The organism is Agrobacterium sp. ES01 (assembly GCF_050320885.1).
Classification (GTDB): Bacteria; Pseudomonadota; Alphaproteobacteria; order Rhizobiales; family Rhizobiaceae; genus Allorhizobium.
The window spans coordinates 584884-602920 of record NZ_JBNQTH010000003.1; the positions used below are offsets into that span (position 1 = coordinate 584884).

An 18037-nucleotide genomic window follows, 5' to 3' on the forward strand; every position below is an offset into this window, starting at 1 on the left:
GGGTTTTCCGTTTTGCCAACCATGACTTCGATACAGCAGCGGCTGATCGCCTTGCGTCGTCATGGAAAGTTATAAGACGTCTTCAGCGCAGTTGATGTGCTGCAAGGCATCTCGGCGCAACGCTCGCACTGCCGAAATTCCAAACCGGTCCAGCGAGCAGCGCAGTGCTGCCCGCCGGCACCTGCCCCGTCACGCAGCCGAGCGTGACTTATCGTTCTCAGGAGCAGCCTTGGGTTCAGGTTCGCCCGCCGTCACTTTCACGACGTCGTTGACATCACGCTCGATACCGGCACGCGGCAGCGGCCGTCCGTAAAGAAACCCCTGAACCTGCTGGCATCCCTCCTGCCGTAGAAAAGACATGCTCTCTTCGGTTTCAACGCCTTCTGCAAGCACAGGAATGTCCAGGCTGGCTGCAAGAATAAGCGTGGAGCGAACGATAGCCGCAGACTGCCTGTTGGTGGACACACTTTCGATGAAGCTGCGGTCAATCTTGATCTTGTCGAATGGAAACAGCTGTAGCGTCGAGAGCGACGAATAGCCTGTCCCGTAGTCATCCATGGCAATACGGACGCCAAGCGACTTCAGTTGACGGATGACAACCAGCGCTCGTTGCTGGTCCCTGATGATACCGGACTCCGTGATTTCCAGTTCCAGACGCTTGGGATCGAGACCCGTCTCCTTGAGGATCTGACCGACCCTCGCCGGGAGATTGTTGTCAGCCAACTGCCCGGGTGCCACGTTGACGGCCACCGACAACGGATTACGCCAGCTGGCAGCCTCTCGGCAGGCCCGTTCCAGTACCCAGTCGCCGATATTATTGATAAGCCCGGTTTTCTCTGCGATGGAGATGAAATCGACCGGGGAAATAAACCCCCGCCTCGGGTGGTTCCAGCGGATCAACGCTTCAAAACCGATAACCTCACCCGAGGCTGTGTCGTTCTGCTTCTGGTAATAGAGTTCGAACTGTTGCGCCTGCAGTGCCTCGCGAAGGTCCATGGCCAGAACGCTGCGTTCTCGCGCAGCCTGATCCATACTCACATCATAAAAGCACACGTTGTTCGACCCATTCGCCTTGGCGCGATACATGGCAATATCGGCTTGCGCGAGAAGATCGTCAGCCGTCTCTGCCATATTGGGATAGACCGATATGCCGACACTGCTGCCCACCGTCAGTTGCTGGTTGTTCCATGCAATCGGCTCGCAGATCGCAGCGATCAATCGTTCGGCCAGCTGCGCCGCACCGGATCGAGTGAAATAGCTGGACTTGATCGCCAGAAACTCGTCGCCGCCCACGCGACCGAGAAACTCGTCAGGTCGCATTTGTAAGGACACCCGTTCGGCAACCACGCGCAAGACATGGTCGCCCGCCGCATGACCGTGCACATCGTTGATTTCCTTGAACCTGTCGAGATCGAACGAGACCAGGGCAATGCTGGACGAACGCCCGTCGGGATCGTCGATGACGGCTTCGAGACGGTCCATAAGAGCCGCACGATTTGGCAACCCGGTCAGCGCATCATGCATCGAGAGATGTCGATAACGCTCGACGCTCGCTCTCGTCGACTGGAAATCGATGAGATAGCTCACCGCCCCCAGAAGAAGAATGACAATCATCACCGCAACCACGACGACCGCCAGAATGCCAGCCGGCACGATTTCCATCGGTACCGCGCTGGTCGCGTTTGGGATGATCGTCAGCCCCGCCATGCTGATGAAATGGGTCAGAGCAATTGCCATAACAAAGGCAAGCACAGCACCGTATCTACAAAAAGGTGTAATGGGTCGACCGATACGGCTGGTCGCAAGCGCACCGAACACGGCCCCTGCAATCAGCGATGCGATGACATTGCCCTGGTTCCAGACCAGGTCCCCATAGACCTGATAGGCCGACATGCCCATATAGTGCATCAAAGCAATACCGAGACCGACAAGGACGCCGCCAGCTTCAACGAGCGGGCCCCGAACCTGCGCGGTGGCGATGAAAAAACCCAGCGTTGTTGCGACGATCGCGGTGCCCAGAGACAAAAGTGTCATTACCGGCTCATAGCCCGCAGCGAAACCCGTCGAATAGCCAAGCATCGAGACGAAATGCGTCGTCCAGATGGTGGAACCGCCAACGATACCGGATAGGGCCAGCCAACATAGACGCGTGACACCGCGTGTGTTCCGCGCACAGGAAAACAGCCGCATCGTCAGCACGCTTCCGACGACGCAGATTGTTACGGCAGCAAAGAGCAGAAATGGATTGTGTTCTGTGGCAATACAGGAAAGTACGTCGAGCATGGCAAGCCTTTACGAATATTCGAATTTCGGTAATTAGCAGTTGTCAATTTCCAAATGCTTGTCGCCCGTGGTTAGCGTTTGATGAATTACGCATTAAGAGCGCGACGGCCCAGCTGCCGAGCAGATCCCTTGCAATCCAGACGGTCTTGGTCTATAGCCCGCCGGTCCGCGCAGACACCCTTGGAGGCAATGCGGATGAGGCGCCCTGCAAAGGGTTCCTGCAGTTTCCGTCAAAAGGCAGTTTGTCGACGAGAAACTCTCCAGTAACACTGAAAGGACTAGCCATGAGCCACGAAACTTATGAGCTCAAGGCCGAAGCGCGCGACCGGGTTGGTAAGGGGTCCTCCCGCGAACTACGCCGCAACGGTTTCATTCCCGCTGTCATCTATGGTGACAAGCAAGACCCTATTTCGATCACGCTGAGCACGAATGAAGTGACGAAGCGCATCCATGCTGGTGGTTTCATGACCACCGTGGCAACGATCGTTCTCGACGGCAAGAAGATCACCGTTCTGCCGAAGGACTACCAGCTCGACCCGGTTCGTGACTTCACGATGCATGTCGACTTTTTGCGTGTAACCGCCAAGAGCCAGGTTTCGGTTCAGGTTCCGGTTCACTTCATCAATGAAGAAAAGTCCGGCGTAAAGGTTGGCGGTGTTCTCAACATCGTTCGCCACGAAGTCGAACTGCATTGCCCGGCCAACGCCATTCCGGAATACATCACGGTAGACCTGGCTGGCCACAAGATCGGCGACAGCCTGCATATCTCGCACGTTACCCTGCCAAAGGGCGTGACACCGGTCATCGCTGATCGCGACTTCACGATCGCAACGATCGTTGCACCTGCAGGCGGCGTTTCGGACGAAGAAGAAACAACGTCGAGCGAAGATTCGGGCGAAGCATAAGCTGCACGCCCGCCTTCAAGGCTCTGAACGATTGCATCCCGCCTCATCGAGGCGGGATTTTTTATTGCCAACGATGTGCCCGTTTTTTCTGCATGATTTGTTAAGCCTGCCGCTTCAGCCGGATTTAAACATTTCCTGCAAGTCTAAGGAGAATTTTAGAGTGCGAGGCACAATCGACGCCGGGCACTGGTATTTTAACGAGGACGGGACGAGGCAATATTTCTATGACCCATTCGGTCGAGAACCGGTTTTTCGCCATTATTGCGACGGCGGTTTTCATAATGGTCGTGCCACTTTTTGCGCTCTTCCTAACGTTGTCGACGGAGCGCTCGACGCGCGAACTCGAAAACAACATCACGATATTGACGGAAGCCAATGCTCAGGCACTGGCAAAGCCCATCTGGGACTTTGACGAAGAAAGCGTGCGACGCATTGCCGGTACTGTCTTGTCTGATGCCGCCGTGCACAAGATCTTGGTCCGCGACGAGGTTGGCAACATTCAGGTTGCAATGCCTGTCTTCCCGACCTGGCCGGACAACTCGCTGACCCAAAAGACGCAAGCCATTGTCTATGAAACGGTTGACGGTCCAAAGACCGTCGGATCTCTTACCGTCTACTATCAGCGACAGGATTTTTTCTCCAGCTTTGAACAGGGAGAGGGATACATCATCTCTATCTTCCTGGTCGCCGTGATCGCGGTGATCGGAGCTGCGGTCCTCGGCAACAGGTTGATGATCGTCAAGCCGCTCTTGAAGCTGACGGCAGCGATTGAAGCAACGCGTCAACTTGGCTCGCGGCATCATGTCGACTGGCAATCCAACGACGAGATCGGCCTTCTCGCCAACAGTTTCAATTCAATGCAGATCAAGTTGGAGCAGGAAGAGCGCGAACTGAAATTAGCACATCGCCGCGCCACCGAGATCTACAATATGACACCGGCAATGCTCTTCTCCACGGATGAGGAAGACCGGATCATCGGTGTCTCGGACTACTGGCTGCTGGCGACAGGATATGAACGCGCCGACATATTGGGGACCCATTTCGCCGACATGGTTCCAGCCGGTCATCTGGATCATTATCTGCTGCGTAAATCCCAGCGCGAAGAAAATTCGTTGGTCTGGGAATGCACCACAAAATTCGTGTGCGCCGACGGTCGTGTACTCGACGTCCTGATCGTCGAAAGCTCCAAGAAGGCCGAAGATGCAGATCAGCCGCTCGCGCTGAGTGTGATGACCGATATTACGGCGTTGAAGCATTCGGAAGCACGCAATCACAAGCAAGCCATCACGGACCATCTGACGGGCTGGATGAACCGTCAGGGTTTCGAGGCCGCACTTGACGTGAAGATACGCGAAGCGGATCAGGCAAATTTGCAGCTCGCATGCCTGTTTATCGACCTCGATCGCTTCAAATGGATCAACGACAATCTCGGACACCAGGCTGGCGATATCGTGCTGCGCAGGGTCGCCACCCTTATTACCCCGCAACTGCCGCCCGGGTCCATCGGCGCGCGCCTTGGCGGCGACGAGTTTGCAATCCTGGTTCTGTCGGCCAATGCCGAAATGGATGCCTTGCGTCTGAGCGAGAGCATTTGCGCGATCTTCGAAAAGCCGTTTGTCGTCAGCGGCACGACGGCCCGTCTGAGCGCGAGTATCGGTGTCGCCATCTATCCCGAGCACGCGGCCAACGCGGAAGAACTGCTGCAGAAATCGGACCTTGCCATGTACAGCAAGAAGCACGATGGCAAGAATGGCGCTCAACTCTACGATCCGCGCTTCCAGGACAACACCCGGCAGCGGGCAGAGATCGAACAATCGATCGAACTCGGCTTGGCCAATGACTGGTTCCAGGCCTATTTGCAGCCGATCGTCGACCTCTCTGATGGCACCGTAATCGGTTACGAGTCCCTGATGCGTCTCGACCATCCCGACAAGGGTCTCCTGCCGCCTTATGACATCATCACGGTGGCGGAGGAAAATGGCTCCATTATCCGCATCGGCACGTGCATTTTTGAAAAGGCGGTCGACAACCTCGTCAAGCTCTCCGCAGCCACCGGAGACCACAGCACCTATCTCGCCATCAACTATTCGCCGCTGCAGTTCGAGCCAGATCTGCCACTGCGGCTTGCCGCGATCCTCTCGCGCAACGATATCTGCCCGACCCGCATCGTGATCGAAATCACCGAGGCCATGCTTTTGCACGACAACCCGGTGGTTCACACCACGCTTGATGAATTCAAGCGTCTCGGTTGCCGCATCGCGCTCGACGACTTCGGCACCGGCTACTCGTCGCTGAGCTACCTGAACCGTTTCCCGGTCGACATCATCAAGATCGACCAGAGCTTCATCCGCTCCTTGATCGAGGGGGATCCGGCCAAGCGAAAGAAAAGTCACATCCTCGCCGAAGGCATCACCGACATGGCCCGCCGGATGGGCTGCTCGGTTGTCGCCGAAGGCATCGAGACGGGCGAGCAATGGGAAATCGTGCGCGATTTCGGTGCCGAATATGGCCAGGGCTATCTGTTTGCCAAACCTCAGAGCCTGGACGACCTGCTCGAACGCCACATGTGGCTCACAGAGAAATCAGCGGAAACGGCATAGGCAGCGATACTGAACTGCCAACAAGGGAGCAGCAGCATGAAATTCATCTATCCCATACTCGCTCTTCTCGCCGCAGCGCCGGCTGCAGAGGCCCAGAGCGTCAAGTTCACCACAGAAGAGTATCCGCCCTATAATTATCGCGAGGGTGACGGCTACGGCGGCGCAGGATATGAACAGGTCGTCGAGATGATGAAGCGCGCTGGCATCGACTACACGGTCGAACTGATGCCATGGGCGCGCGCGATAGCGCTGGCCGAATCGGAGCCGGATCATTGCGTCTTCACCACCGCACATATTCCAGAACGCGATGCGCGTTTCAAATGGATTGAACCCTTGGCAATCGACCGCAACTTCATGGTCTTCAAGCAAGGCTCTGGCGTCGAGCCCGCCAATGCCGACGAAGCAAAGGCCTATATCGTCGGGACACAGCGTGACGACTATACACAGTCCCTGCTGGAGCGGCAGAATTTCCCCAAGATCGACCTTGCCACCAATCTGGATCTCACCTTGAAAAAGCTCTTGGCAGGCCGCATCGACCTGATGCCCCTGTCGGAAAAATACTACATGCAGTTGAAGGCCGCCGGAAACCCGATCAAGGCGGCATTTGTGTTTTCCACCCAGACATTTTCCATTGCCTGTAACATCGCCTTCCCCGAAGATCTGCATGAACGCATGCAGGCCGCCTTGAGCGAAATGATCGAGGACGGAACCCAGTCGGCCATTCTCGCCGCCCACGGCTTGGGCGGTTTGGGCGATACCACGGACGAACTTCAGTAAAAACGGGTTGACATGATCGGCGTTTCGCTGTGGTGAAGGCCTGCCAACAGATGGAACGCCGCTCATGATCATCATCGCCGGTCTCGGGAATCCGGGCGCAAAATATGCAGACAACCGCCACAATATCGGCTTCATGGCCGTGGACGCGATCCACCGCCGCTACAATTTTTCCGGCTGGTCGAAGAAGTTCAAGGGCGAAATCTCCGAGGGCGAGATCGCCGGAGAGAAAATCCTGCTGGTAAAGCCGGCGACCTTCATGAACCTTTCAGGCGAGTCTGTCGGCGAGGTCATGCGGTTCTACAAGGTTGCGGTTGGCGACATGATCGCCATCCACGACGAACTCGATCTGGCGGAGGGGCGTGCCCGGCTGAAGATCGGCGGCGGCCATGGCGGCCACAATGGCCTGAAATCGCTGGATGCCCATTGCGGCAGGGACTATCGCCGGCTGCGTCTGGGCATTGGCCATCCAGGCAGCAAGGAGCGCGTGAATGGCCACGTGCTCGGCGACTTTGCCAAAGCGGACCGCGAATGGCTGGAGCCGCTGCTGGATGCCATTGCCGACAATGCCGAATTGTTGGTGAAGGCGCAGGATTCTCAGTTCTTGAACAAGCTGGCGCTGGCCACCGGCGCACCGGTAGATGAACCCGCCAGAAAGTCACCGAAAGCGCCCAAGGCACCAAAGGCGCCCGGTCCTGCAGGTCAGTCTCATATCCGCCAGGCACGCAACCAGGCCCCGCCGAAACTGCCTGCCACCGGTCCAATGGCCGAGATGCTGAAACGAATGTTCGCCAAGAAGGACTAAATTGCCAGGCGGCACAATTTCGCCCTGCAATTGTCCTGAAGTCATGCACCATTGGAACCTCAGGCCGGAATTCAGCATTCCAAGGCCGGAGGAGTTACAAACATGATGCTTGCGCTTTCCCCCCTGCCCGTTCCCGCCCTGCTGAGCCGCAGGCTCGATGCTTACGCGCAAACCCTGTCGCAATCCAAAGGCATGCATTTCGACTTCGCAAGGCCTGTGGGCGAACCTGCACTGATCGCGGCGAACTCCGTGGCATGGCAGATTTTCAAGAACCCGTTGACGCTCCACATCGGCGGCATTTCAGCCGTCATCCTGGAACTCGCCGAGCCACAGGTCCGCGACGGGTTGTGGCAGTCGCCCACCTTCCGCACCGATGCACCGGAGCGATTGAAGGCTTTGGCACTTGCCAAAATGATCGCCGTCTATGGTGCCAAAAGTGCGGCCGAGCGCATGATCGATGGGACAGACCAGGGCATAAGCCGCAAATCTGCTGTCTTGCCTAAAGGCCGCGCCCATCTTGCAGATGATCCGATCCTCCTCGACTGGGTAAAGGCGGCGTCAAGTTTCAGCGCCATGGAAGCCTATCACCGTTATGTCCGTCCACTCTCGGATGCGGACCGCAATGCCTTCCTTGCAGAAGGCCAGCATGTCGCGCAGCTCTATGGAGCCAAAAGCGCCGCTGCCTCGCTGGACGATCTTGACCTGCTATTCGATGTCATGCGCAACCGACTTGTCAAATCGGCTGTCATCCATGACTTCCTCGATACCATGCAGCATGTACGGTCTTTGCCGGCACCGCTGCGACCGCTTCGCGGCATTTTCGTCAAGGCTGCGATTGACGTCCTGCCACCTTGGGTGCGCGACCGGCTGGATCTCTGGAGCCACTGGTCGCTCAGCAGCACGGAACGACGGATTATCAATACACTGGCCAGAGCCGCCGATCGGCTGCTATTGCCGTCGTCAGCACCTGTACAGGCCTGCAAGCGGCTCGGTCTTCCGGCAAGCTATCTCTATGGAAAAGGCAATCCCGAGGACGCAAATCCCTGCCCTACTCCTCAGGCTCTGCGGTAAGCATCAGCGGAAAGCCGGCCTCCTTGGCAAGATCCATCGCCTCCGACACCTTTGTCTCGGCGATATCCTTGGTGCACACCACCACGACCGCACTTCCCATCTTGTGCGCCGTCATCATTACCCTGCGTCCAGTGTCCTCGCTCATGCGAAACACGGCCTTTAAGACAACCGTGACGAATTCGCGCGGTGTATAGTCGTCGTTAAACAGGATGACCTTGTAGAGCTTCGGCTTTTCCAGCTTCGGCTTCGTTTCAGTCTTGGGCTTCACAATGGAATTGCCGCTCATCGCGTAGTATCTCCCAAGCAGCCGCCATGGCAGCTCCGAGAGCTGAAAGGCAAACATGCAATGCTGAGGGTATTGGGCGCAGCCCCATCATATCGCAGCGCATTGCCAAGCACAACGCCAGACCACTATGCGCAACGTCCGGATGGATTTAGTTCAACGTCCTTTGCCCTTTAAATACGGCAAAAATGCCCGACAAACAAACGCTTTACCCGCCGTGAGTCTTGACCCCGCCCCGCCTTTATCCCATAGGCACGGCAAGGAAATTACAGACCGGAATGGATATCGGACCATGGGCTTCAAATGCGGTATCGTCGGACTGCCCAATGTCGGCAAGTCGACCCTCTTTAACGCACTGACCAAGACGGCGGCGGCACAGGCTGCCAATTACCCGTTCTGCACGATCGAGCCGAACACGGGCGAAGTGGCAGTCCCTGATCCGCGCATGCAGACGCTGGCAAACGTCGCAGGGTCCAAGGAGATCATCCCGACCCGCATCTCCTTCGTCGATATTGCCGGTCTGGTGCGCGGCGCCTCCAAGGGTGAAGGCCTCGGCAACAAGTTCCTCGCCAATATTCGCGAAGTCGACGCCGTGGTCCACGTCCTGCGCTGTTTCGAAGATGACGACATCACCCATGTCGAAGGCAAGATCAATCCGGTCGGCGATGCCGATACCATCGAGACCGAGCTCATGCTCGCCGACCTCGAAAGCCTCGAGCGCCGTGTCGATCAGGCCCGCAAGCGCGCTTCGTCGAAAGACAAGGAATCGCTCGCCCAGCTGCCGGTGATGGAAGAAGTCATCAAGCTGCTGCAAGAAGGCAAGCCGGCCCGAATCCTGTTGAAGACGCTGGCCGCCGACGAGATCGAGGTTCTCAAGGGCCTGAACCTCCTCACCTCTCATCCGGTTCTCTATGTCTGCAACGTCGCTGAAGGCGATGCTGTCGACGGCAATGCCCACACCGCAGCCGTTGCTGAAATGGCAAAGGCGCAGGGCGCAGAATGCGTCATCATCTCAGCAGCAATCGAATCCGAAGTGGCCCAGTTGCCAGATGAAGAAGCCCAGGAATTCCTCGGCGCGCTGGGTCTCGAGGAAGCAGGCCTCGATCGCCTGATCCGAGCCGGCTACAATCTGCTCGACCTCATCACCTATTTCACGGTCGGCCCCAAGGAAACGCGCGCCTGGACCATCGAGCGTGGCACCAAGGCACCGGCTGCAGCCGGCGTCATCCACACCGATTTCGAGCGTGGCTTCATCCGCGCCTTCACCATCAGCTATGACGACTACATCACCTTCAAGGGTGAAGTCGGTGCCAAGGAAGCCGGCAAGGGCCGCGACGAAGGCAAGGAATATGTCGTCCAGGACGGCGACGTGATCCACTTCCGCTTCAACACCTGACCCGCTGACGATCCCCAATCTGAAAAAGGCCGCCTCTCGATTGAAGGGCGGCCTTTTTTATTGCGTGAGGACTATCGCAGTGGCGGCAGCTTTGCCTTCATCGCCTCTGGCAACAACTTGAAAATCTGGCGCCGGAACCAGGCCCAGCCAACCCCGATTGTCAGCACCAGCACCCCGACCAGAAACAGCGTCACGAAGACGAAGGAGCCGACCTGGATATTGGCGCTCTCGAAGATGGCGTAGATGGCATAGCCCATCGACAGCAGACCGGATGTCACGAAGGCACGGCGGTCGATAATCACCCCGATCGCCATGAAGCAGGCAACGACCAGAATCGTCAACACGGCCTGACCAACACCCGCCTCCCCAGTAATCCCAAAGCCGAGCCCGGATATTTCGCCGACATAGAAGAAGGCAAGCGTCGTCGACAGCAGGAACGGTGCCGTCAGCAGGTGCAGCCAGAAGGCCACATCCGAGCGCCGCGTTTGCCGCACCGGATCCTTGAGATCAAACATCATCGCGACCGTAAACAGAGAGATAGCGGCGGCAAACAGAATGGATAGGGTCAAAAGCCGATGGCTCTCGACCATATCGGTGACACTCAGCACCTGCCCAAGAGACGTGATGATCAGGGCAACGACCAGTGCCACAATGCTGGCAATGCAGAGCGACAGCGACAAGGGCACACGATAGCGCCAGTGAAAGCCGGCCAGCAGCAGAGGATAGGGCGCGACAAAAATCAGCACGAAGAATGCCTCGGACGCCGTATCGGGGGCCAGCGGCTCCACGAAAGCCTGCAGAATTGCGGAGATCGACAGGATAAAGGCAATGGTCAGCGCCACGGCTGGAAGTGCAAGCCGCTGCCGACGCACGAGAATTTCCGCCAGCAAAATCGTAAGCGGCAACAGCAGAAAGACAGAACCAAGTCCGCTCGCCCCGATCAGCGCCACCACGATGCCGATGGTGATGAGGATGTCGTGAAATCCGCGAATGAAGCGCGGCGCCTCGCTCTCGAATGCAGGGTTCTCCGGCTCGGCAGCCGTATCCAGCCCATATGGGTCGTCAGAAACGGTCACCGCCAGGCGCGGCTCGACCACGCCGACACCCTTGCCCGCCAGATAAGTTTCCAGTGGCGCCGACTGTTCGTCGGTGATCAGGCCGTCGCTGGCGGCGTCCCGTAATATCGTTTTCAGGTTCGTCATCGGCAGTCCCTGTTGCATCGCGCTCAATGCGAAATTCGACAATTCATTCGCGCGCAACTTAGCGACAATTTCCCCGCCAACAACCCCTCGTGCGACAAGGATGCAAATGCATGAATGGGCCACGTGAGCCAGATAGAAACTTGCGGAGACAAAGCTGCACATTGCTTATTAAGTTCAATACCTTAAGCATAGAAAGTTGAATCGATTAACAAACGCCCGACATGTCCAGATGCCGCACCCTGTGTTCTCCGCAAAAGGTGTCGATTCAAAGCATTCCTTGAAATTGTCAGTCTCGAGCGCCATTCTCCAGACAAGAAAGAACAAGGAAGCACCCGTGTCGTCTCCCAAACTTTTCTATGAGGATTTTGAGCCCGACCGGGTCTTCGACTTCGCCCCGAAAACGGTCTCGGCAGAAGAGATCGTCGACTTTGCCAGCGAGTTCGACCCGCAGCCCATGCATCTGTCAGAAGACGCCGGCAAGGCATCCATTCTTGGTGGGCTCGCAGCATCCGGCTGGCATAGCAGCTGCATAATGATGCGCATGATGATTAATGCCTATCTTCTTGATTCTGCATCAGAAGGCGCTCCTGGCATCGACATCATGGAGTGGAAGAAACCAGTGCTGGCCGGCGACACACTGACGGGACGGTCGATCGTCACGGCAGCGCGCCCCATGCGCTCGCGCCCCCATATCGGTATCGTCACTTTCCGTCACGAACTGGACAACCAGCGCGACGAGCGGGTGCTGGTATCAGAAAACTCGATCATGTTCCGTCGCAGGAATGTCGAAGGAGATACGCTGTGAAAATGGCTGAGCTCTATCCACTGGGCCAAAAGACAGCCATCGGCCAGGCCAGATTTGATGCAGACGACATCATTCGTTTCGCCAAAAAGTTCGATCCCCAGCCTTTCCATACAGATGCGGAAGCGGCAAAGGACTATGTCTTCGGTGCACTCTGCGCCTCCGGTTGGCATACCTGCTGTGCCTGGATGCGGTGTTTCGTCGATTACTGGAAGGCCGAAACAGAGCGCATGGCGCGAGAGGGCATCGAACCGCCCAAGATTGGCCCGTCGTCCGGTTTTCGCGAACTGCGTTGGTTGAAGCCTGTCTATGCTGGCGACACGCTGGATTTTTCTGTCTCGCTGTTGGAAAGCCGAACGCTTGAAAACCGGCCGGGCTGGATTTTTCTCTCCACCGAAGGCGAAGGCATCAATCAGCACGGCCAACCCGTGCTACGCTTCAAGAGCAGCCTGCTGGAATTCATCTGAAGGACACGATCATGAACGTCCACGACTTCATCGCCACCGATATCGATGGCAAGGAGCGCAAGCTCCGCGACTATGCCGGCAAGCTGATGCTGATCGTCAACACCGCTAGCGCCTGCGGCTTCACCCCGCAATATGAAGGCCTGCAGGCCTTGCAGGAAGCCTATGCCGACGATCTCGTGGTTCTGGGCTTCCCCTGCAATCAATTTGGCGCGCAGGAACCCGGCAGTGAGGAAGAGATCAAGACCTTCTGTGATCTGAACTACAAGGTCCGGTTCCCGCTCTTTGCCAAGATCGACGTGAAGGGCGAGAATGCCCATCCCCTCTTCCAGTATCTGACCCATGATAAGCCGGGTATCCTCGGCACCGAGGCAATCAAGTGGAACTTCACCAAGTTCCTGATCGCTCGCGACGGTGAACCGGTCGCCCGCTATGCGCCCCAGACAGAACCGAAGGCAATCATTCCGGATATCGAAAAGGTGCTGTGAACCGAGGCAAATGCCCATGAGCGATTTCGCCATCCACGCCACCGGCCTTGAGGGTCTCATCGCTGTCTCCGCAAAAAGCGCGCACAGCTTTCCAAAGCATAGCCATGACGAATTCGGCATCGGGCTTCTGGTCGCAGGCGGCCAGCTCTCGGCGTCCGGGCGCGGACAGGTGGAGGCAAGCACAGGCGATATCATCACGGTCAATCCGGGCGAAGTGCATGATGGCATGCCGATCAGCGGCAGGCCAAGACGCTGGCATATGCTCTATCTCGCCCCTTCCCTTCTGACATCGCTCGCAGCCGGGATATCACAGGCACGTTGCGACGCATTGGAGTTCGAGGCTCCGGTTCTGTCCAGCCGCCTGCGGAGCCGGCAGTTCGAACAAGCCTGGACAGCCGCGCTTGGTTCAGCAAGGGACGCCGGATTGTTGCAGGAGGAGACGCTGCTCTCCCTCATGGCCGGGATGTTGCAGCCGGCAATCCCAGAGCGTCGACCGGCCATCGGGTCGGGTATCGAGCGGGCCAAGGCCTCCATCTATGACAATGTCAGCGACAATCCCTCGCTTGCTGAGCTGGCCAAGACGGCAGACCTCAGCCGCTTCCAGACGCTTCGCGCCTTTACCCGCGCCACAGGCCTGACCCCGCATGCCTATATTCTGCAACAGCGTGTTTTGAAAGCACGCAGAATGATTGCCAGCGGCAACACGCTCGCAACTGTTGCGGCCGATTGCGGCTTTGCCGATCAAAGCCACATGACGCGCGAATTCAGCCGTCGTTACGGCATGCCGCCTGCCCGCTTTCAGCGCGCGATGCTCGGCTGCAATCCTGTTCAAGACCGCACTCCAAAGCACGGCTAATCTCCTCCGATCCCGAACGGAGAGGAGCATTGTGTTGACACCTGAATTCCTGCTGACCGCCCTTGTCGTGGTACTGATACCGGGCACTGGCGCGCTCTACACGATCGCCATGGGATTGACCGCCGGGCGTCGTGCCGCGCTTCTCGCATCGCTTGGCTGCACGGCCGGTATCCTGCCCCATATGGCCGCGGCCATCCTCGGTCTGGCGGCGGTTCTGAAAAGCAGCGACACGGCCTTCTCCATCGTCAAGATCGCGGGCGTCACCTATCTGATCTATATGGCGATCACCATGCTGCGCTCAGGTCTGGGCGGCACGTCAGCGTCACCAGAAAAACAGAAGCGCGGTTTGGGTATCGTCACCCATGCAGTGATGATCAACCTGCTCAATCCCAAGCTGTCGCTATTCTTCCTTGCCTTCCTGCCGCAATTCGTCGATCCGGAGGTTGGTAATGCTGTTCCGGCCCTGTTGCTCGACAGTGCAGTCTTCATGGCGATGACCCTGATCGTCTTTGCACTCTACAGCCTGTTCGCAGCCGCCATGCACAGACATGTGCTGGAACGCCCACGCGTGCTGCTGTGGCTGCGCAGAGCATTCGCCGGCGCATTCCTCGCCATGGGCCTGAAACTCGCCCTGACACAACGTTAGAAGCGAGCCGACTGGGTTGTGGTAACCAGCTCTGTCTAGTGGCCCGAAAATTCGACCAGCGTGCGCACATCGACGCCCATCTCTTCGAGCTTCTTGCGTCCACCCAGATCCGGCAGATCAATCACAAAACAGGCCGAGACGACATCGGCACCGATCTGCCGCAACAGCTGAACCGCACCGACAGCGGTTCCCCCCGTTGCAATCAGGTCATCCACCAGGATCACCTTTTCGCCCGGCTGCACCGCATCGACATGCATTTCCATCTCGTCCACGCCGTATTCCAGGCTGTAGGCAATACTGACCGTCTCATGCGGCAGCTTGCCCTTCTTGCGGATCGGCACGAAGCCGGCGGACAGCTGATGCGCCACCGCGCCGCCCAGGATGAAACCGCGCGCCTCCATGCCGGCGATCTTCTCGATCTTCAGACCGGCATAAGGCTGCACCAGTTCATCCACGGCACGCCGAAAGGCGCGCGGATTTCCGAGCAGGGTCGTGATGTCACGAAAGATAATCCCGGGCTTCGGGTAATCCGGAATGGAACGAATGGAAGAGGCAAGTTCCTCGGCGAGTTTGCTCATGGGGCACGTCCAAAACAATGGAAGGAAAATCGCCCGGACCCTATCAACTGGACCGGGCGCAAGAAACAAAAAAGGCGGCCGAAGCCGCCTTTTTTCATGTCCTGAACCTTGGAGGCTCAGTGTTCTTTGTTGGCGTAAACCGACTTCTTCGTGAGGTACAGCAGAGCCGTGAAGATCACCAGGAACACCATAACCATGAAGCCGGTGCGCTTGCGCTCTTCCAGATGCGGCTCGGCCGTGAACATCAGGAAGGCAGAAACGTCGTGGGCATACTGGTCCAGGGTTTCAGGCGTACCGTCATCATAGGTCACAACACCGTCTGAGAGCGGCGGTGCCATGGCGAGAGACTTGGCGCTGATGAAATACGGATTGAAATGCGTACCTTCCGGGACTTCGACACCTGCAGGCGGTTCCTGGTAGCCGGTCAGCAGCGAGTAGATATAATCGGGGCCACCTTCCTGATACTGGGTGAACATATCGAAGATGAAGGTCGGGAACCCACGCTCGACGCCACGCGCCTTGGCAAGCAGCGACATGTCCGGAGGCACAGCGCCACCGTTCGATGCAGCAGCTGCCTCATCATTGGCGAAAGGCGACGGGAAGTGATCTGACGGTGTGGCAGCGCGGTTATACATGTCACCGTCTGCATTTGGACCGTCTTCGACTTCGTATTCAGCCGCCAGCGCCTTCACCTGATCCTCGGAATAACCGAGATGTTCCAGCGTGCGGAACGAGACCAGCTTCATCGAGTGGCAGGCCGAACAGACTTCCTTATAGACCTTCAGACCGCGCTGAAGCTGGCCCTTGTCATAGTGGCCAAACGGGCCGGCAAAGCTCCAGTCGACGTTCTTCGGCTTGAGCACCGGGTAGTGCAGCGCCTTTTCAGCGTGCTCCACGGCCTGTGCCAGATCATGCTCTTCCTCGGCCTTCACGGCTGAGGCGAACCCGATGCCGGCAACAACGGCCAGCGACAGGATGCTTGTAGCGAGCTTTTTCATAGTCTTTTCCCTCTCTCGCGACCTTAGGCCTGTGCCCGGGCGGATTTGCCGTTCTTCTCAAGAACCGCCTCGGTAATCGAGTTCGGAATGCGCCGCGGCGTCTCGAACAGACCCAGAAGGGGCATGATCACAAGGAAGAAGCCGAAGTAGTAGAGCGTGCCGATCTGCGACATCACCACATACAAGCCTTCCGCCGGACGCGAACCGAGCCAGCCGAGCAGGATCGAGTTAACGACGAAGATCCAGAAGAACAGCTTGTACCAGGGACGGTAGACAGCCGAGCGGACCTTGGAGGTGTCGAGCCAGGGCAGGAAGAACAGGATGAGGATCGAACCGAACATCACCAGAACGCCACCGAGCTTGGAGTCGATCGGGCCGACATTGAAGGTGATCGCACGCAGCATCGCGTAGAACGGCAGGTAATACCATTCAGGAACGATGTGAGCCGGTGTCTTCAGCGGGTTGGCCATGATGTAGTTGTCGGCATGCCCCAGGAAGTTCGGCATGTAGAACACGAACCATGCATAGACGATCAGGAAAATCGAGACACCAAAGGCATCCTTCAACGTCGCATAGGGCGTGAATGGAACGGTGTCCGTCTTCGACTTCACCTCGACACCCGTCGGGTTGGTCTGGCCGGTCACATGCAGTGCCCAGATATGCAGGATAACGACACCGGCAATCATGAAGGGCAGCAGATAATGGAGCGAGAAGAAGCGATTGAGCGTCGGCTGATCAACGGCAAAGCCGCCAAGCAGGAACTGCTGGATCCACTCGCCCACCAGAGGAAAGGCCGAGAAGAAGCCGGTAATAACGGTGGCACCCCAGAAGGACATCTGACCCCAGGGCAGAACATAGCCCATGAAGCCGGTTGCCATCATCAGCAGGTAGATGACAACGCCGAGGATCCAGAGGATTTCGCGCGGCGCCTTGTAGGAACCGTAATAGAGACCGCGGGCAATGTGCAGATAGACCGCGATGAAGAAGAACGATGCACCATTGGCATGCATGTAGCGCAGCAGCCAGCCATGGTTCACGTCACGCATGATCTTTTCGACGGAATCGAAGGCAAGGCCCGTGCCGGCGACATAGTGCATGGCAAGCACGACACCGGTCAGGATCTGGACCAGCAGCATGACCGCCAGCATTGCGCCGAAGGTGTAGGCATAGTTCAGATTGCGCGGTACCGGAAAGGCGATGAAACTGTCGTAAACCAGGCGAGGCAGCGGAAGACGCGCGTCCACCCATTTCTCGATGCCGCTTGCTGGCTGGTAGCTAGAATGACCACTCATATTCTCGTATCCCCTCAGCCGACTTTGATCACAGTGTCGGAAACGAAGCCATAGGTCGGAATGTGCAGGTTTTCCGGCGCAGGACCTTTACGGATACGGCCCGCGGTATCGTAGTGCGAGCCATGGCAGGGACAGAACCACCCGCCAAAATCGCCGGCCTGACCGAGCGGCACGCAACCCAGATGGGTGCAAACGCCGAGCATGACCAGCCAGTTTTCCTTGCCTTCGCCTGCAGAACGATCGACGTCGGTCGCCTTGGCATCATCTGCAATATTGGCATTGCGCGCGACAGGATCCTTCAGGTCACCCAGTGCGACAGCCTTGGCTTCCTCGACTTCCCTGTCCGTCCGGTTGCGAATGAAAACCGGCTTGCCGCGCCACTTGACCGTCAACGACATGCCCGGCTCCAGAGCCGCAACGTCGACTTCAATCGATGCGAGAGCGAGTGTGGAAGCATCAGGGCGCATCTGGTCGATAAACGGCCATGCAACTGAAACTGCACCGACCACGCCGGCCATACCCGTTGTCAGATAAAGAAAATCGCGGCGAGTAGGCTCGCCCATGGTTTCGCTGTTCGTATCGTGTTCGCTCACG

At 57.6% G+C, this 18037-nt stretch carries 18 protein-coding genes; 11 read left to right on the forward strand and 7 right to left on the reverse strand.

The features are described from left to right. Positions 1 to 189: 189 nt before the first annotated feature. The gene (locus ACQQ2Q_RS12040) at positions 190 to 2283 is read right to left on the reverse strand and encodes a putative bifunctional diguanylate cyclase/phosphodiesterase (RefSeq protein ID WP_428187302.1); all 2094 of its coding nucleotides are present in this window, start codon (positions 2281 to 2283) and stop codon (positions 190 to 192) included. A gap of 284 nt (positions 2284 to 2567) precedes the next feature. On the opposite strand from ACQQ2Q_RS12040, the gene ACQQ2Q_RS12045 reads away from it, so the two are divergent. The 5 genes from ACQQ2Q_RS12045 (at position 2568) to ACQQ2Q_RS12065 (ending at position 8438) form a co-directional block, all read left to right on the forward strand. Next, positions 2568 to 3188, forward strand: coding sequence for a 50S ribosomal protein L25/general stress protein Ctc (locus ACQQ2Q_RS12045; protein ID WP_428187303.1), 621 nt, complete (start codon positions 2568 to 2570; stop codon positions 3186 to 3188). 224 nt (positions 3189 to 3412) lie between these two features. Continuing rightward, positions 3413 to 5788 (forward strand): EAL domain-containing protein, encoded by a 2376-nt coding sequence (locus tag ACQQ2Q_RS12050; RefSeq protein ID WP_428187304.1) that lies wholly within the window; start codon positions 3413 to 3415, stop codon positions 5786 to 5788. Between the two features lie 36 nt (positions 5789 to 5824). Beyond that, positions 5825 to 6565 (forward strand): substrate-binding periplasmic protein, encoded by a 741-nt coding sequence (locus tag ACQQ2Q_RS12055; RefSeq protein WP_428187305.1) that lies wholly within the window; start codon positions 5825 to 5827, stop codon positions 6563 to 6565. A 64-nt stretch (positions 6566 to 6629) separates the two neighbouring features. Then, positions 6630 to 7367: an aminoacyl-tRNA hydrolase gene (gene pth / locus ACQQ2Q_RS12060; protein WP_428187306.1), complete on the forward strand. Its 738-nt coding sequence runs from the start codon at positions 6630 to 6632 to the stop codon at positions 7365 to 7367. Between the two features lie 102 nt (positions 7368 to 7469). Then, on the forward strand, positions 7470 to 8438 hold the full coding sequence (locus ACQQ2Q_RS12065) for an oxygenase MpaB family protein (RefSeq protein ID WP_428187307.1): 969 nt from the start codon (positions 7470 to 7472) through the stop codon (positions 8436 to 8438). Here ACQQ2Q_RS12065 and clpS read toward each other — a convergent pair. Continuing rightward, the gene (clpS, locus tag ACQQ2Q_RS12070) at positions 8416 to 8724 is read right to left on the reverse strand and encodes an ATP-dependent Clp protease adapter ClpS (RefSeq protein ID WP_428187308.1); all 309 of its coding nucleotides are present in this window, start codon (positions 8722 to 8724) and stop codon (positions 8416 to 8418) included. The genes ACQQ2Q_RS12065 and clpS overlap by 23 nt on opposite strands. A 289-nt stretch (positions 8725 to 9013) precedes the next feature. On the opposite strand from clpS, the gene ychF reads away from it, so the two are divergent. Then, positions 9014 to 10117: a redox-regulated ATPase YchF gene (gene ychF, locus ACQQ2Q_RS12075; RefSeq protein ID WP_428187309.1), complete on the forward strand. Its 1104-nt coding sequence runs from the start codon at positions 9014 to 9016 to the stop codon at positions 10115 to 10117. Between the two features lie 71 nt (positions 10118 to 10188). Here ychF and ACQQ2Q_RS12080 read toward each other — a convergent pair whose 3' ends face one another. Next, positions 10189 to 11319 carry a hypothetical protein gene (locus ACQQ2Q_RS12080; RefSeq protein WP_428187310.1) on the reverse strand — a complete coding sequence of 377 codons (1131 nt, stop codon included), beginning with the start codon at positions 11317 to 11319 and terminating at the stop codon, positions 10189 to 10191. Between the two features lie 334 nt (positions 11320 to 11653). Between ACQQ2Q_RS12080 and ACQQ2Q_RS12085 the strand changes: the two genes are divergently transcribed. Genes ACQQ2Q_RS12085 through ACQQ2Q_RS12105 form a run of 5 tightly spaced genes read left to right on the forward strand, consistent with a single transcriptional unit; the run spans position 11654 to position 14575 of the window. Next, positions 11654 to 12124, forward strand: coding sequence for a MaoC family dehydratase (locus ACQQ2Q_RS12085; RefSeq protein ID WP_428187311.1), 471 nt, complete (start codon positions 11654 to 11656; stop codon positions 12122 to 12124). A gap of 2 nt (positions 12125 to 12126) precedes the next feature. After that, entirely contained in the window at positions 12127 to 12588 is a 462-nt protein-coding gene (locus ACQQ2Q_RS12090) for a MaoC family dehydratase (RefSeq protein ID WP_428187312.1), read from the forward strand. 11 nt (positions 12589 to 12599) lie between these two features. Further along, on the forward strand, positions 12600 to 13073 hold the full coding sequence (locus ACQQ2Q_RS12095) for a glutathione peroxidase (RefSeq protein WP_428187313.1): 474 nt from the start codon (positions 12600 to 12602) through the stop codon (positions 13071 to 13073). A 16-nt stretch (positions 13074 to 13089) separates the two neighbouring features. Continuing rightward, a complete protein-coding gene (locus ACQQ2Q_RS12100; protein WP_428187314.1) occupies positions 13090 to 13929 on the forward strand; it encodes a helix-turn-helix domain-containing protein in 840 nt (279 codons plus the stop codon). A 34-nt stretch (positions 13930 to 13963) separates the two neighbouring features. Next, entirely contained in the window at positions 13964 to 14575 is a 612-nt protein-coding gene (locus ACQQ2Q_RS12105; protein WP_428187315.1) for a LysE family translocator, read from the forward strand. A 35-nt stretch (positions 14576 to 14610) separates the two neighbouring features. On the opposite strand, the gene ACQQ2Q_RS12110 is transcribed toward ACQQ2Q_RS12105, so the two are convergent. From ACQQ2Q_RS12110 to petA, 4 genes are all read right to left on the reverse strand, one after another. Continuing rightward, positions 14611 to 15153 (reverse strand): adenine phosphoribosyltransferase, encoded by a 543-nt coding sequence (locus ACQQ2Q_RS12110; protein ID WP_428187316.1) that lies wholly within the window; start codon positions 15151 to 15153, stop codon positions 14611 to 14613. 116 nt (positions 15154 to 15269) lie between these two features. Beyond that, positions 15270 to 16151 (reverse strand): cytochrome c1, encoded by an 882-nt coding sequence (locus tag ACQQ2Q_RS12115; protein ID WP_428187317.1) that lies wholly within the window; start codon positions 16149 to 16151, stop codon positions 15270 to 15272. 23 nt (positions 16152 to 16174) lie between these two features. Further along, positions 16175 to 17443: a cytochrome b gene (locus tag ACQQ2Q_RS12120; protein WP_428187318.1), complete on the reverse strand. Its 1269-nt coding sequence runs from the start codon at positions 17441 to 17443 to the stop codon at positions 16175 to 16177. 14 nt (positions 17444 to 17457) lie between these two features. Beyond that, on the reverse strand, positions 17458 to 18036 hold the full coding sequence (petA, locus tag ACQQ2Q_RS12125) for a ubiquinol-cytochrome c reductase iron-sulfur subunit (protein ID WP_428187319.1): 579 nt from the start codon (positions 18034 to 18036) through the stop codon (positions 17458 to 17460). Position 18037 lies beyond the last annotated feature (1 nt).

Bases quoted from the DNA above. Each gene is read 5' to 3' on its own strand.
- ACQQ2Q_RS12120 (WP_428187318.1), bottom strand. From the start codon at position 17,443: ATGAGTGGTCATTCTAGCTACCAGCCAGCAAGCGGCATCGAGAAATGG.
- ACQQ2Q_RS12055 (WP_428187305.1), top strand. From the start codon at position 5,825: ATGAAATTCATCTATCCCATACTCGCTCTTCTCGCCGCAGCGCCGGCT.
- ACQQ2Q_RS12115 (WP_428187317.1), bottom strand. From the start codon at position 16,151: ATGAAAAAGCTCGCTACAAGCATCCTGTCGCTGGCCGTTGTTGCCGGC.
- ACQQ2Q_RS12040 (WP_428187302.1), bottom strand. From the start codon at position 2,283: ATGCTCGACGTACTTTCCTGTATTGCCACAGAACACAATCCATTTCTG.
- ACQQ2Q_RS12090 (WP_428187312.1), top strand. From the start codon at position 12,127: ATGGCTGAGCTCTATCCACTGGGCCAAAAGACAGCCATCGGCCAGGCC.
- ychF (WP_428187309.1), top strand. From the start codon at position 9,014: ATGGGCTTCAAATGCGGTATCGTCGGACTGCCCAATGTCGGCAAGTCG.
- ACQQ2Q_RS12110 (WP_428187316.1), bottom strand. From the start codon at position 15,153: ATGAGCAAACTCGCCGAGGAACTTGCCTCTTCCATTCGTTCCATTCCG.
- clpS (WP_428187308.1), bottom strand. From the start codon at position 8,724: ATGAGCGGCAATTCCATTGTGAAGCCCAAGACTGAAACGAAGCCGAAG.
- ACQQ2Q_RS12065 (WP_428187307.1), top strand. From the start codon at position 7,470: ATGATGCTTGCGCTTTCCCCCCTGCCCGTTCCCGCCCTGCTGAGCCGC.
- ACQQ2Q_RS12100 (WP_428187314.1), top strand. From the start codon at position 13,090: ATGAGCGATTTCGCCATCCACGCCACCGGCCTTGAGGGTCTCATCGCT.
- ACQQ2Q_RS12080 (WP_428187310.1), bottom strand. From the start codon at position 11,319: ATGACGAACCTGAAAACGATATTACGGGACGCCGCCAGCGACGGCCTG.
- pth (WP_428187306.1), top strand. From the start codon at position 6,630: ATGATCATCATCGCCGGTCTCGGGAATCCGGGCGCAAAATATGCAGAC.
- ACQQ2Q_RS12050 (WP_428187304.1), top strand. From the start codon at position 3,413: ATGACCCATTCGGTCGAGAACCGGTTTTTCGCCATTATTGCGACGGCG.
- ACQQ2Q_RS12095 (WP_428187313.1), top strand. From the start codon at position 12,600: ATGAACGTCCACGACTTCATCGCCACCGATATCGATGGCAAGGAGCGC.
- ACQQ2Q_RS12045 (WP_428187303.1), top strand. From the start codon at position 2,568: ATGAGCCACGAAACTTATGAGCTCAAGGCCGAAGCGCGCGACCGGGTT.